The organism is Deltaproteobacteria bacterium, assembly GCA_016208165.1.
Classification (GTDB): Bacteria; Desulfobacterota; Desulfarculia; order JACQYL01; family JACQYL01; genus JACQYL01.
In genome coordinates this window covers 23,937-37,774 of the sequence record JACQYL010000115.1, presented here as the reverse complement: position 1 = coordinate 37,774, position 13,838 = coordinate 23,937, and the positions used below count along the sequence as shown (strand labels likewise).

The following is a 13,838-nucleotide window of genomic DNA, read 5'->3' as shown; positions in this document are numbered from 1 at the left end:
CGCGTTCCAATCAATGAAAAGCGAACCACTAGCCTGCCTTACGGCCTTCTTCCTGAGGCTCCGGCTTTGGCATGGTTTGGTGGATGTAGCGTCGAGCCTCGTCCAAATGTTCCTCTTTCTGCGAACCGAGCGGAATGAGATCCGCGAATTTCACCTGGTCCGCCATGCAGAGCAGCCGGATCAGTCCTAGATCCCTGTCGGATGCCAATCGAACCGAGATCTCTTCGGTGGTGGATTCCAGGGCCGGAAAACCCCGCAGGGATCCCACATATTCTCTGAGGATTTCGGAAAACCGGAAATAGAATCGCTTTATGGTTGCCTGATCCGGCCAATCCTCCCTTCCGAGGAGGTCCAGCCCGTTCAGTGCCGTGAGATGGGGAAGGTCGACGGGCATCAGACCATTCCGAGTCCTGCGTCTCCCGCGAAACCACCAGAGGCAGCTTCCGAGGATCAGCAATCCGGCAAAAGCGATTACCGACCAAAAGATCCATCGGGATCGCCAGAAAGCGGTGACCGGGTAGATATCCTTAATAGGCTTCAGCAAGGCCTTCTCCGGGTCCTCCCGGAAGTTCGACGCAATGGGTATGCGGACCGGCGCAGACCAGAGCCATTGTTCGCTGTCGCCCCGTCCCGTCAGTCTTAGGCCGATTTTTTCGAACTCGAGACTGTCCAGGCTATCCGCGAGGATATGCACCACCCCGGAGTCGGCGCCGAATTTCGAGTCGAGCACTGTGGCGTGCTCCAATCCATGGAGGACCGGCTTGTCCGGAAGCGCGCATCCTTCGGGAACGGAATACGATAAGGTCAGCGTAACCGGTTGGCCCACCACGGGCTTTAGCGGGGCGTACGTCACTTTCAAGGATTCCGGCTGCGGCTCGCCGGCTTCGACGCCGTAAGGAGCCGGCGCCAGTACAAGCAACAGCACCATCAAAAGCGTGAGTGCGGTTCGCGGTTTCATCTTCGGCCGGCCCTCTGCTGGAAAAAACGCGCCAGTGGATCCACAACGGATCCGTCCGTGGAGAAATGCACCACGTCTGCTCCGGCCCGGGCCGCATGCTGCTCGAGTGTTCGGTCCATTTCTCCGCGCCAGGCCGCGATTTTGGCGCAAAACGCCCTGCTAGAAGTGTTTACCAACACCCGCTCGCCCGTTTCAGGATCCTCGAGAAAGACCAATCCCGCATCCGGAAGTACGCTTTCAGAGGGGTCCGAGATCTTCATAATCGTAATAGTATGTTTCTTGGCGGCTATAAGCAGGGGCTTTTGGAAGTTCTCGTCCAGGCAATCCGAGATCAGGAAGACGATGGCGCGGCGGCGGACCACGGTCATGAGAAACTCCAACGCCGCGGCAATATCGGTGCCGGTGTGCGCGGTCTCCCGGGTGAAAATCTCTTTGATCAATCGCCAGACGTGGCCGGCTCCCTTTTTGGGAGGGAGGTAGGCTTCGATTTCGGAGGTGAAGAGAATGGCCCCTACTTTGTCGTTGGTCCGGATGGCCAAAAACGCCAGCAACCCGGCCACTTCCGCCAATACCTCGCGCTTGAACCGTTTTCGGGTCCCGAACAGCTCGGAGCCCGACAGATCCAGCATCAAGATCAACGTCATCTCGCGCTCTTCGTGAAACAGCTTCACGAACGGATGCCCGAACCTAGCGGATACGTTCCAGTCGATGTTCCGGACGTCGTCTCCCGGGAGATACTCGCGCACCTCCGTGAATTCCATGCCCTTGCCTTTGAAAGCGCTGACATAGCGACCGGCGAAGGTCTCGTTGGCGAGAAAACGCGTTCGGAAATGAAAACGCTGAATTTTCTTGATGAGTTCTTTTGGGAGCATAACGGATTCAGGGGACTTCGATGCGCTCCAAAATGGAGCGTATCAACTGGTCCGGGGTGACGCCTTCCGCTTCCGCTTCATAGCTGAGGAGCAGCCGATGCCTGAGTATGTCCGGAGCCATCTGTTTTATGTCCTGGGGCTTGACATAAGCCCGCCCACTCAGAAAGGCATATGCTTTCGCAGCCTGGCCCAGCCAGATCGAGGCACGGGGGGAAGCGCCGATGGTAATCATGGACGAAAGATCCAAGCCAAAATCGGCCGGCCGCCGGGTGGATTGCACGATGCGCACGATATAGTCCACCAGCTTCTCTTCCATGTGAATTTGGCCGACCACCCGCTTGGCCGCCTCGACGGTCGAGCATTCCGTAACGGCGCACAATCGTTCCGTAACGCCGTCGTAAACACGGCGCATAATCTCCCGCTCTTCCACGTCCGAAGGGTAGGTGACCAGCAGTTTGAACATGAAGCGGTCTATTTGCGCCTCCGGCAACGGGTATGTTCCTTCCTGTTCGATAGGGTTCTGCGTGGCCAGCACCAGAAAAGGATTCGGCAGTTTGAGGGTCTCGTCGCCAATGGTGATCTGCCGTTCCTGCATGGCCTCGAGAAGGGCGCTCTGGACCTTGGCAGGAGCGCGGTTGATTTCATCGGCGAGAATGATGTTGCTAAAAATGGGTCCCTTCTTCAATTCGAAAGTGCCCTTGTCCGGGCGATAGATCTGGGTCCCGATGATATCCGCGGGGAGCAGGTCCGGGGTAAACTGAAGTCGTTGAAACCCGGTGTTCAGCGTGGCGGCGAGGGCCCGAACCGCGGTGGTTTTGGCCAGGCCGGGAAGCCCCTCGACGAGAATGTGCCCGTCACAGAGCAATCCCACCACCATCTTTTCGAGAAGGTCCGTCTGACCGACGATCACCTTGGCCAGTTCACGAAGAATCGATCTAACGACTACGCTATGTAGTTCAACCTGTTCCGTAACTTCTCGAATCTCCATACAACCATTCCTTTGTCCGTATGCATTCCGGATCTGGGGCTTCCCGGTTCGTTGATATGTGGGAACTGGACCGCATTCCCGCCGTTGCCTCGAGGGCCGATCCGGAAAGAGATCACGCGTCGGTGACCTCGAAGGCGGGCGTTTCGAGCCAGTTGGGATTCAGTCGGAGAACCGCTGACGCTTTCTATAGGGTGAAAGAAAACAGCCTACTCCTTCGGTTTAATAAAAAAACAGGCTCGAAGACGGACTTAAGCCAGTAAGCCGTCTCTCTAAATCTGTTTGCGTTTGCATACAAATGGGTTTAACCTACCCGCCATCTTGAAGAGACGGATGCCAACAGGTCCAAGAGGAAAAGCCCCGGACGGAAACAGAAGGACGGCGCTCTCAACGTGTGTTTGCCGGCCCGTCCGTGATCCCGCCCAGTGTCCGAACCTGTTGTGGTCCCTCGAGTAGAAGCTCAGGTCCATCTTGTCGCCGCCATGAACGATGTCAGTGTTTCCGTAGTCATTCCCAATTGGAACGGCCAGCGCTTTCTGGGCGAATGCCTTGAATCCGTATTCGATCAGGACTTCGACGCATTTGAAGTCATCCTCGTTGAAAACGGCTCCACCGATGGCAGCGCCGAATGGGTATCGGATCGATTTCCCGACGTACGGATCATTCGAAACCGGAGTAATCTGGGTTTCGCGAGGGCCGTGAACCAGGGATTCGAAGCGGCCCGAGGTTTCTACTGCGTGGCGCTGAACAACGACACCCGGGTGGCCCCCGGTTGGCTTCGAAACCTGATAGCGCCCCTCGATCGGGATGCTCGCATAGGGGCCGTGTGCTCGAGGGTGGTTTTCTATCACGACCCGGGTCTCATCTACAATGCAGGAATACGACTCACGGCCCTCGGGGAACCGAGAAACCTGGGCTTCGGCGAGCCCGTCGGCCGATATGACGTATCGCGTCGGGTGGATGGAGCCTGCGCGTGCAGCGCCGCTTACCGTAAAGAGGCCCTCGAACGGGTGGGCTTTTTCGACGAGCGGTTCTTCTGCTATCACGAGGATGTGGACCTTTCCTGGCGGCTCCGAAAGGACGACTGGCAAATTGTTTACGCCCCGGACTCCGTCGTGTACCATCATGGGAGCGGTGCTACGAGGCCTCTGAGTCACTTTGCTCGAAGGCACAGCGCCAAGAACCTGCTTCTTATGAATTTGAAGAACGGCTCGCCGCTTCAAATGCTGGTGCATGCAGCGACCTGCGCCTTCCGATACGGCGGAGCTTTGAGGGATCCGAGCTGTATCCGGCAAACCCTGAGGCTGGCGCCCGTGGTGCTGATGGAACGACTCATGCGGCGCAGATCATGAAAGGTCGGAGCGCGGCGGCCTCGGGCACGGCAACATTCAATGAGAAATGGTAAAGGAGCAACCGTTCATGAAGCGTCATCGACAACGTGGAGTAGGTGTGGCCGCGGGTTTGCTGATCTTTTTCGCGGCATTGGTCGCCTATGCATCCACAGGACCCAAAATTGCGGTGGATAAACGTCAACACGATTTCGGTCAGGTTTGGGAAGACGCCCAGCTCGAATGCGTCTTCACGGTTACCAACCAGGGCGACGAAGAGCTGGTCATACGTCACGTGAAGACGACCTGAGGGTGTGTGGCGGTCAAGTTTGACCGCAATATCGCGCCCGGCAAAACGGGCGCAGTCACCATTTCCGTGAAGATGCGCAACGTTCAGGCGCCGGTTACCGAATCGGCAACCATTCTTTCGAACGATCCGACTACCCCCAGTCTGAAACTCCTGACATCGTATAGCGTAAAAAGGTACATCTCCGTAACCCCATGGAGCTTTATCCGGCTGACCCACGTGGAAGGGATGAAATCCACCAGGGCCGTTCGGTTCGAAACCCAGGTGGACGGAGAATTGGAGCTGTCCACTCCTCAGGTGGAAGACGCGATCAAGGACAAGATTGAAACCCGGCTGATCCGGGGCGAGGACCATAAGTCGTACGTCCTGGAAGTGTCCAGTTCGTACGCCGAACAAGGGACGTACAAAGGCCACATCTATTTTCACACCAATAATCCCCACAAACCCGACATCCGGATACCCGTGGTGGTCGTGGTCTCCGGTCCCATCCGGGTGACCCCGCCCAACGTGTCCTTCGGCACCCTCAACGAGGACCAGGCCAGATCTCAGAAAAGATCCGTTCAGCTGATGGCCGTTGAGGCTAACGATCTCAAGATCCTTGGTGTGGAATACGATAAGAGCGTGCTGGACGTGCAGGTGGAAGACAAGACGCCCGGAAAGGAATATCTGGTGAACGTGTCCCTGAATCAGGAGCACTTGACCAAGGGCAAGCTGGAACAGAAGATCGTGGTGAAAACCAACGCGCCCCGAACTCCGGACATCGAGATTCCCGTGCGGGCGTTCCTGTTAATGAAATAGACGCGGCAAGACGCGGCGAAATGTAGGGGCGCATCGGGATGCGCCCCCAATTGATACCGATGATACAAGGGGCGGGTTTCAATCGACCGGTTCGACCGGCTCACGGCGGGCAGGCTCAGGATCTTCGACAAACCCGCCCTGTCGGCTCTGTGAGCTAATTTAGCGCGAAGAGCGCGTATGGCGCACCCTGGAAGAATAGGTGCATAACCCTATGAAATTGTTGGGTTTCGCTGTGCTCAACCAACGCGAAGCGGTGCAACCCGCTCAACAAACTTTGGGCGGGCACGGCGCCTCCGTATCCCTATTTTCCCCGTTTTTCATACCCGATGGTCAACGCGCCCCCCGGAAGCGGGATGCGGAGGCCGCTTTTCGACCCCACTTTGGACTTTCCGAGAGACTCCTTCAATTGGGCCCATCCGCATATGTCTTCATACGCTTTTTCCAGGGATAACGACGGGCCGGGTTCGGTTACCCAGAAGGCTTCGGCATATTCGGCCTGTCCGATGAGGGTAATGGTTCGGAACCGGTTCAGCCCTCGCACCCGGTCGCTCCAATCCACGTCCATGAGCTGGGATCGGTGTCTGTGGAGGGCCTCCATCTTCATCTCCATGATGTCGGAAATATCCACCAGGACCGTGGGCTTTAACGGCGCCGAGGTCTCGTAGAAAGCGACACGTATGGGAAAATCGCAGTGTGCGGCGGCCGTCCACAGGGCCTTTGCCGCGGCCCGGTGGTCCGGATGCGCTTCCGTGGGGGACGGACCATAGACCAGCCCGGCTTGGTGAGTGCTCAGGGCGGCGGACAGATCCCGGACCAGGGGCGCATCGGGTCGAACCTCCCGGTCCCGATAGGGCAGAAACTCGAGGTCGTGGACTCCGATGAGCCGGGCGGCGTCCCGTGCTTCCGCCTCCCGAACCGCGGGATACTCGGCCCCGAACCTGCCGGTGAAATCTCCCTTGTCTCCCCGGGTGAGAAAAACGACACGAACGGGATCTCCGGCCCGGACGTGCCGGATGAGCGCTCCGCCGCACCCGATGATGTCGTCGTCCGGGTGCGGGGCCACGACGAGCACGCGCTTTCCGGTGAGGGACATGGTTCGATAGGGGAGAATCCGTTCTTCTTCAATCACTTCAAGGCCCCGCTGTGGTTTTGGAGATGTGGATCAAGCGATATCCGCGTCTCCCAAAGTATAGTAGAAATGCTCGCGGACCCAGTCCATTTGGATCTCGTCGGAGAAGGAGATGGCGCCGATGTGCAGCTCATCCGGTTGGGGTACAATATGCCACCCTTCCCGCAAGAGTACCCGGTTCGCGGGACTATTGGGGTGGCACCACGTTTCGGCCTCGCCGAAAGACCGCTCCAGGAGGTTCCGCTCCGCGGCTCTCAGAAGCAATCGATTCATCCATGGCGCGTCCAACGAAGGAAAAAAATCCACGATCTGACCCCGGTCCGGCGCTTGCCTCAGCACGGCCCATGCGCCCACCCGCCCGGTCAGCCGGTCCACGACCTGAAGCACATGGTAGTGAATGGTGGGATGGGTCGAGAATCGCCAGTTGAGGAATTCCCGGTTCCGGATGACGGCCATGGGATAGGCCTTTTGGTTCCGGTTCCAGAGCGCGTCCGCCCTTTCGTCGAAGCCGGAGACAACCTCGACCCGGCCGCGGGCCCGGTCCGTCCAACCGGCCTTGGCGTCACCCGGACCCAACGTTTTCCGGAGGCAATGAACAGCGGAAAGCGTGGTGTACTGGAGTTTCTTTTCGCCGAGAATGCGGTGTCTCGTCCCCGGGAAGCCGTAGATGAGTGGAGCCTGATGCTCGCCGGTCCCTCCGAACGTGCCGAAAAAAGCGGCCGCTGTCTTCATGAATACCCGGTGGGAGCGGAAACCGGGATGACTCATGAAATCGACCCCCTGAAGCAGGCGGATCACACGATCGCCGCATCGGGCCGGCAAGGGCACGCCAGCGCACTGGGCGGCGAGGGCGTTCTTATAATAGCCCAACATGATAAAGGTATCCATGGGACGCGAGCGGTATTCCCAGTTCCAGTGATCGAGGGGTTTTTCTTTTTCGAAAACGATGCGGAACAGCTCGACGGCGTCGTTTTCGTCACCCGGCCGATAGGGCCTGATCTCCAGATCCGTGTCGGGAGATTTGGGTTTTACATTTTCCGCCATTGCCAACTTCCCAGGACACGGTGGTCGGTAAGATTCACAATCTGCGCGTAATAGGCCCCGCGTCCGAGCGATTCAAACACCTCGGGAGGAAGCCGGAAGGACGGCGATGCGGAGATGGCTCCCGCCGCCGGGAACATGAGAGGGCTGACGCTGATTTGAAACAGGAAGCCCGTATTCCCGGCCCCGGACGGAGCTTCGAAACGCGTGTCCGGGGATACGCCATCGAGTTGGTGGAAGCCCGATTCCGTGTGGCCGGGCCCCCCGCTCTGCAGCCAGCGACAAAGCCGTCTTTTCCAGGCGGTGCTCGCATCGCCGTAGTGCTTTCGGAAGAATTTATCTTTGGATGCGGTCATGAGGTCGATTGCACGCTCCTGCTCTTGTTTTGCGCTCTGATTGTAAAAGTGGACGATTTCCGCCCGGGGCTCGTATGCGATCCCATAGCCGGCCTGCGCGACCCGCAGGCACCAGTCCGCGTCTTCGAAGTATAAGAAAAAGGTGGCGTCGTCGAAAGGGCCGACGCGTTCGAGAATCTCTTTTCGGGTGAAAATATTGGCGCCCGCCAGGCCTCGAGTTTCCACGGGGGCACGGGCCAGCCAATAGGTCAGATGGCCCCGGGTGGACCGTTTTCTGAACGATTCCCGGACAAACGGGAATCGTCCGGCCAGGGCCATGGCCAGTTCGAATCCGGGTGTGAGCGGCTGTGTAGGAGGTATTTCCAGTGTTTTTCCCGTGTCCCACCAGACGCGAGGCCCGACCGCTCCGGTGTCCGGATGCCGGTCCAGGTATTGCGACAATGTTCCAATGGCTCCGGGCAACACCAGGGTATCGGGATTGAGGAAAAAAACGTATTGGCCGTGGGCCTGTTCAAGGGCTTGGTTATTGGCTCGGGAAAACCCCTGGTTGCTGTCAAAGAGCAGAAGCCGTATGCCGGGAATCGTTTGAAGAAGCCCGCGATCCTCGGGACGAGAGGCATTGTCCGCTACAATAACCTCGACACGGAGCTGCGGCGTTTCCTGGCGCCGGACGGACGATACCGCTTCGCGTATCCATGTGGCCGCGTTGTAGTTCACAATGATCACGGAAACGGTTTTCACGTCCCTCCAATCCCTAATCTCTCTCGAAGCGCCATTCATGGGGCACATAGCAAACGCCCCAGGGGTGATCTTCCGATACCACGCTGAAAGGGAAGGTTTTCGAATCGAGCACCTGAATGCCGGATTCATCCAGTATGAACAGTTTGAGTAGATAGTTGCCTCTCAGGAACGGCAACTGAGGTACGAAGAACTCGATATCGAAGGAATCCTTACCGGACAAAAACGGTAGCCGGTCGGTGAGGGTGCTCGTGGCATAGCAGTTGAGATGATCGTTTCGATCGATGGCCACGCCGGCGTGAAATTTCCATGCCGGCCGGTTTGTCTTGAAACGGGCGCGAATCACGAGGGATTCGCCGAAACGGCAAATCGTAGGTTCGGAGTCTTTGGCGCCGTTCAGGGAGCACTCGTCGATCCAGGCAGGGGACGCTCCCGCCTTTGGCGCTTCCGATGGGGTCTTGTCTTCCCTGAAATGCAGGTGCGTGGACTTTCGCTGATCTTTTTCACGCACGTAGTTCTCGTAGGCTGCGATCACTTCCCCTGAAGGTCCGGCGGCCCGAACCCGGCCTTCCTTTAACCAGATGGCGTTCCGGCAGAATTGAGCCACCGTGTACATGGAGTGGGAACAGAAGACGATGGCGCCGCCCGATTTCAAGTAATTGGACAGGTGGTCTATGCACTTCTTCTGAAAGTAGGCATCCCCGACAGCCAGCACTTCGTCGATGATGAGAATCTCGGGATGCACATTGATGGCCACTGAAAACGCCAGGCGGATATGCATGCCCGACGAGTACGTTTTCAGAGGCTTATCTATAAAATGATGCAGTTCAGCGAAATCGATGACCTGGTCAATGCTGGCTTCCACCTGTTTCTGGCTCAATCCCAGCATGGCCCCGCTCATCTGAATATTCTGTCTGCCACTGAATTCTTTGTGAAAACCTCCGCCGAGATCCAGGATGGAAGCCACTTTCCCTGAACGCTCGACCGTGCCGCCCGTCGGGCGGAGCACGCCGGCGAGGATGCTCAAAAGCGTGCTTTTCCCCGCGCCGTTTTCACCGATGACACCAAGGGCGGAGCCGGGCAGGACTTCGAGGCTTACATGGTCCAGCGCCAGAACGGGCTCGTGATAAGGCCGCCGGAAGATGATTTCCTTGATGCGGTGTTTCGGGTTCTTGTAGACCCGATACACTTTGGTAAGTTCATGCGCGCGGAGTAGAGGTTCCATAGACTCGCTGTCTTTACCTCGAAAAGGCAAAGAACGTCAACAACTAGCGGGATTGCGATCCGAACGGGCATAGTGATGATATGGGGTTCACAATGCGTTCCCCGTGAACCGCACCCTTTGGTCACAGTCACCCTGTGTACGGAGAATTCCCTTTTGCAGCACAAACACCGTTTTCTCACTTGACACAAGGCTTTTCTGCAAGGAAAATAGACCCAAGTGTCTGATGAGACAACTTTTATTCAAATACCTTCCCTGGCCGGGTTCGGTTGCAGGCGACGGCCTACGTGCTCGAATCACGGATAACAAAAGCAGCCGGATAAGGGCTGTCCTTCGCATTGACTGACGAGATGCAAGCTTAGCGCGCGTCAAGTCGATACGGTTCCAAATACACGGGCTTTTCGTGACCGTCCTTGGGCGAGCAGTGCTTTGAATTCACACTCACAAAACACCGGGTGACGTCATGAGTCGTAATTCGTGGTGTGCGGTTCTTGGGGCGGTTGTTTTGGTGGCGCTCCTGCTCGGGGCGGGTGCGAAGACGGCCCGGGCGGCCGGCTTCGTGGTGAACAGCGACCGGGACGACATCGAGTCGTCCGACGCGAACCTGCTGGACGGCATCTGCCTGGACGGTTTGGGCGACTGCACTCTGCGCGCGGCCATCGAGCAGGCCAATGCCAACGGCCAGGCGGATACCATTACGTTCAGTATAGCCATGAACATCTATGTGAGTGGAACCATGGGAGCGTTCCCGCCGATCACCGATTCCGTGATCGTTAACGCCAGTAGTGTGTGGGATTCGGTGAACAACCGTCCGGGTGTGATGCTTAACGGGGGGGGAGGTAATTTTAACGGGCTTCAGATCGACGGACAATGGTGTGAAGTATACGGCCTCCACATCACGAACTTCGGCTCTAGCGCCATCTACATTCACTCCGCCAACAACACGATAGGGGGAAATCTCCTCGGACGGCGTAACGTGCTGTCCGGCAACGGGGTTTATGGAGTCATCATTGCGAGTTCAACCGCTGCCAACAACCTGGTCCAGGCCAATTTCATCGGCATAGACCCGACGGGGAGCGCAAAGCAGCCGAATTCGCAGGGTGGTGTGTATATCGGCGCGGGAGCGGAGGTGAACACCATCGGCGGCGGCGCATTGGGTACGTCCAATTACATCTCCGGTAACGGGGGGTACGGAATCTTTGTCGTTGATTCCACAACCCTGGGCAACAAAATCGGCGGAAACTTTATCGGCATACCGGCGACGGGGAGCCTGGAGGTGGGCAATTCCTCCCACGGCATTTATATTTGGGGTGCGGGACAGACCGAAATCGGCGGAGGAGCTTTGTCGGGAAATCTTATCGCAAGAAACGGCGGGAACGGCGTTTTCATTAGCGCCGGCTGGCAGAGCACTGTTCAAAATAATTATCTTCTCCTGAACGGTGCGAACGGCGTCCGAATCAGCGATGGTCCGGACAATTCCATTCTGCTGAATCTGATCGCCCAGAATGTCGAAAACGGGGTGCTGGTATCGGGACCCACTGCGTTGAGGAACGAGATCTCCTCCAACAGCATACTAAAAAACGGTCAGAAAGGGGTCGAGCTTCAAAGCGGCGGCAACACCGAGTTGGCCGCGCCCGCGATCACGGCGGCCTGCGCGACCCAGGTCTCAGGCACGGCGACCGGCGGCGCCCGTGTGGTGCAGGTCTATTCCGATAGTCAAGAAGAGGGGGAAACGTACCACGGAATGTGCATCGTATCCCTGCCGAGCGGCGCGTGGACCTATACGGGGGCGATTACCGGTCCCAATGTCACGGCCCTTTCCTTGGACGTCGACGGAAACACATCCGAATTCTCGGCTCCTTTCTGCATCGATTGCGACCTGCTGATGCTGCTTCCCACCATTCTGCAGGCGGCAAAGTCCAAGAAAAGAGCCAACTAGTCCATCGCGAGGAAGCCTGCAGTTTTGGAGGGAATCCGAAGGGAATCCGCGGCCGAAGACGGATTCCCTTTGCTGGAGCAAAAACCAATAGTGTTACTCGGACAGGACGTTGGGCGCCGCAAACATTCGGTTGAGCAGAAAGGCGTCGGCGGGGCCGGACGGAGGCGTCACCACGGCATTGTAGGCGCTCGTTCCTGCGGATGTCATGACGAGCTGATGCTGGGCGTTCGCCAGGTCGTTCGGCACCGATATCCCGTTCGAGTAGTCTGAGTCCAGAAACACGTTCCATTCCAAGGCGTTGGAGGTAAATATGAATATGGCGGATCCCTCCTCGTAGGTTTGAACGTATAGATTCATGTCCTGTCCCTGTTTATATATGCCGTCCTTGAGTGAGGAGTTCTGCAGGGACCGGAAAGCACGTTCGAGCACCCACGAGCCGGAACCACCCTGGCCGTACACCAGCGCCGTGAGCACGTGGCCGTTGTTGAGGAAACTCATGGTAAGTTTGTGCCCCTGATTCGTGAGGTCAGGCACGCTCGTGATCCCGTCGGTCCAATCCGGATCGAGAAATACATACCAATTCTCCAGGTCGGGAGTCAAAATGACGAGTATTTCGCCGGTGGTATACGTCTGAACATACGCGTTAATGGTCTGTTTTTCGTCCTTGTAGATGCCGTCCATTTCCGACGCCGCAGGACCGCCGCCCGGTGTTACGATCACGGAAATAGGGTCCGTGTTCCAGAGACCGCCCCTGTCCGTAACGGTCAGCAGAAACGTCAAGGTTACTGCTTCGGAGACGTTCTGGGGGGCTATAAAAGACGCCTGGGCGGAATCCGCATTGGAAAGAGTGACCTGGGGACCGTCGGTCTGTTCCCACAAATACGATTCAATGCCATCGTCGGTATCCGACGAACCCGAGGCGTCCAGACTTACCGGCGAGCCTTCGTTTACCGATTGATCCGGTCCCGCATTAGCCACTGGGGGCGTGTTCAGGCCTGTGTCCGCCACCGTCACCGTAACCGAGTCCGATGCGAAAAGGCCTTCGAGGTCCGTGACGGTGAGCCGGAAGGTCAGTGTATCTCCAGCCGGACCGACTTCAGGCGCGGTGAAGGAAGCCTGAACAGTGGAAGCGCCGGTAAGGACTACCGCAGGACCGTCGGTCTGTTCCCACAAATACGATTCAATGCCGTCGTCGGGATCCGATGAACCCGAGCCGTCCAGATTCACCGATGTTCCTTCGCTTGCCGTTCGATCGGGTCCCGCGTCAGCCACAGGGGGTGCGTTCTGAGCGAGGTCCGTCACCGTCACGACCACCGAGTCCGTTGAAGACAGGCTTTCGTGGTCGGTTACCGTGAGTCGGAAGGTCAGCGCGACGCCGCCCAAACCGACCTCGGGCGCCGTGAAAGACGCTTGGGCGGCGGTAGCGCCGGTAAGGATGACGGTCGGACCGGCCGTCTGTTCCCACAGATACGATTCAATACCATCGTCCGGATCCGAAGAACCCGAGCCGTTCAGAACCACCGAACTTCCTTCCTGCGCGGACCGATCTCCGCCGGCATCGGCCGTGGGACCTATATTCGAGCCCGAGGCGGCGCCCACATCAGCCCCGGTTGCACCGTCGAATTGATAAAAGGTCCCTCCTGCGGTAGTAAACCCGAAAAACAGGTCGCCTACCTGTGAAACCACCGAAAAATCGGGCATTCCATCAAACGGTTGAGCGGAGTCCAGGATGTCGAAGGTGATAGACGCCAGCCGGTGAGGGCCGGCGGTGTCAAACGTTACATCCGTGGACGACGTCACGGATAAAAACAAGTGATTGAGGATGCCATCAGGAATGGGGGACTCTTCTGTTATGTTTCCGGCCGCCACGTTGGACGCCGACCAGTTGGCCAGCTCCGCGCCATCGTACTCCATGTCGAAATCCCATGAAATAAAAGTGAAGCTCTCACCCTGTTCGACATTGAGGAATACATCGTACGTGATCGAGGTCGCACCCGCAGGTTGTGTATTGAAAGAGCCTGTGGGTGAGATCGAAAAGTACGCCGCCTGGCCTTTGGCAGGGAAAATAACCACGCCTATGCATATCGTGAGCGCAAGAATTCTGAAAACCGATCTCATCTATGAACCCCCATGTATTTTGGGAGGTTGCCTTTGTTCGCCGCCGA

The 13,838-nt window shown here is 57.6% G+C and carries 12 protein-coding genes; 4 read left to right on the top strand and 8 right to left on the bottom strand.

Annotation, left to right across the window (positions count from 1 at the left end):
* Positions 1 to 28 precede the first annotated feature (28 nt).
* Genes HY788_20350 through HY788_20340 form a run of 3 tightly spaced genes read right to left on the bottom strand, consistent with a single transcriptional unit; the run spans position 29 to position 2,818 of the window.
* On the bottom strand, positions 29 to 958 hold the full coding sequence (locus tag HY788_20350) for a hypothetical protein (GenBank protein ID MBI4776495.1): 930 nt from the start codon (positions 956 to 958) through the stop codon (positions 29 to 31).
* The gene (locus tag HY788_20345; protein ID MBI4776494.1) at positions 955 to 1,830 is read right to left on the bottom strand and encodes a DUF58 domain-containing protein; all 876 of its coding nucleotides are present in this window, start codon (positions 1,828 to 1,830) and stop codon (positions 955 to 957) included. The genes HY788_20350 and HY788_20345 overlap by 4 nt, the downstream gene beginning before the upstream one ends.
* A 7-nt stretch (positions 1,831 to 1,837) precedes the next feature.
* Entirely contained in the window at positions 1,838 to 2,818 is a 981-nt protein-coding gene (locus tag HY788_20340) for a MoxR family ATPase (protein ID MBI4776493.1), read from the bottom strand.
* 422 nt (positions 2,819 to 3,240) lie between these two features.
* On the opposite strand from HY788_20340, the gene HY788_20335 reads away from it, so the two are divergent.
* From HY788_20335 to HY788_20325, 3 genes are all read left to right on the top strand, one after another.
* On the top strand, positions 3,241 to 4,167 hold the full coding sequence (locus HY788_20335; protein ID MBI4776492.1) for a glycosyltransferase family 2 protein: 927 nt from the start codon (positions 3,241 to 3,243) through the stop codon (positions 4,165 to 4,167).
* A 67-nt stretch (positions 4,168 to 4,234) separates the two neighbouring features.
* The gene (locus HY788_20330) at positions 4,235 to 4,453 is read left to right on the top strand and encodes a DUF1573 domain-containing protein (protein ID MBI4776491.1); all 219 of its coding nucleotides are present in this window, start codon (positions 4,235 to 4,237) and stop codon (positions 4,451 to 4,453) included.
* Between the two features lie 6 nt (positions 4,454 to 4,459).
* A complete protein-coding gene (locus tag HY788_20325) occupies positions 4,460 to 5,248 on the top strand; it encodes a hypothetical protein (GenBank protein MBI4776490.1) in 789 nt (262 codons plus the stop codon).
* Between the two features lie 301 nt (positions 5,249 to 5,549).
* Here HY788_20325 and HY788_20320 read toward each other — a convergent pair whose 3' ends face one another.
* The 4 genes from HY788_20320 to HY788_20305 are packed head-to-tail and all read right to left on the bottom strand — an operon-like array spanning position 5,550 to position 9,737.
* Positions 5,550 to 6,377 carry a PIG-L family deacetylase gene (locus tag HY788_20320; GenBank protein ID MBI4776489.1) on the bottom strand — a complete coding sequence of 276 codons (828 nt, stop codon included), beginning with the start codon at positions 6,375 to 6,377 and terminating at the stop codon, positions 5,550 to 5,552.
* Positions 6,378 to 6,410: 33 nt separating this feature from the next.
* A complete protein-coding gene (locus HY788_20315) occupies positions 6,411 to 7,421 on the bottom strand; it encodes a GNAT family N-acetyltransferase (GenBank protein ID MBI4776488.1) in 1,011 nt (336 codons plus the stop codon).
* On the bottom strand, positions 7,406 to 8,515 hold the full coding sequence (locus tag HY788_20310; GenBank protein ID MBI4776487.1) for a glycosyltransferase family 2 protein: 1,110 nt from the start codon (positions 8,513 to 8,515) through the stop codon (positions 7,406 to 7,408). The genes HY788_20315 and HY788_20310 overlap by 16 nt, the downstream gene beginning before the upstream one ends.
* 13 nt (positions 8,516 to 8,528) lie before the next feature.
* Positions 8,529 to 9,737, bottom strand: a complete 1,209-nt coding sequence (locus HY788_20305) for an ABC transporter ATP-binding protein (GenBank protein ID MBI4776486.1) — start codon at positions 9,735 to 9,737, stop codon at positions 8,529 to 8,531.
* A 460-nt stretch (positions 9,738 to 10,197) separates the two neighbouring features.
* On the opposite strand from HY788_20305, the gene HY788_20300 reads away from it, so the two are divergent.
* Positions 10,198 to 11,673 carry a right-handed parallel beta-helix repeat-containing protein gene (locus HY788_20300; GenBank protein MBI4776485.1) on the top strand — a complete coding sequence of 492 codons (1,476 nt, stop codon included), beginning with the start codon at positions 10,198 to 10,200 and terminating at the stop codon, positions 11,671 to 11,673.
* 93 nt (positions 11,674 to 11,766) lie between these two features.
* On the opposite strand, the gene HY788_20295 is transcribed toward HY788_20300, so the two are convergent.
* The gene (locus tag HY788_20295; GenBank protein MBI4776484.1) at positions 11,767 to 13,791 is read right to left on the bottom strand and encodes a hypothetical protein; all 2,025 of its coding nucleotides are present in this window, start codon (positions 13,789 to 13,791) and stop codon (positions 11,767 to 11,769) included.
* Positions 13,792 to 13,838: the final 47 nt, after the last annotated feature.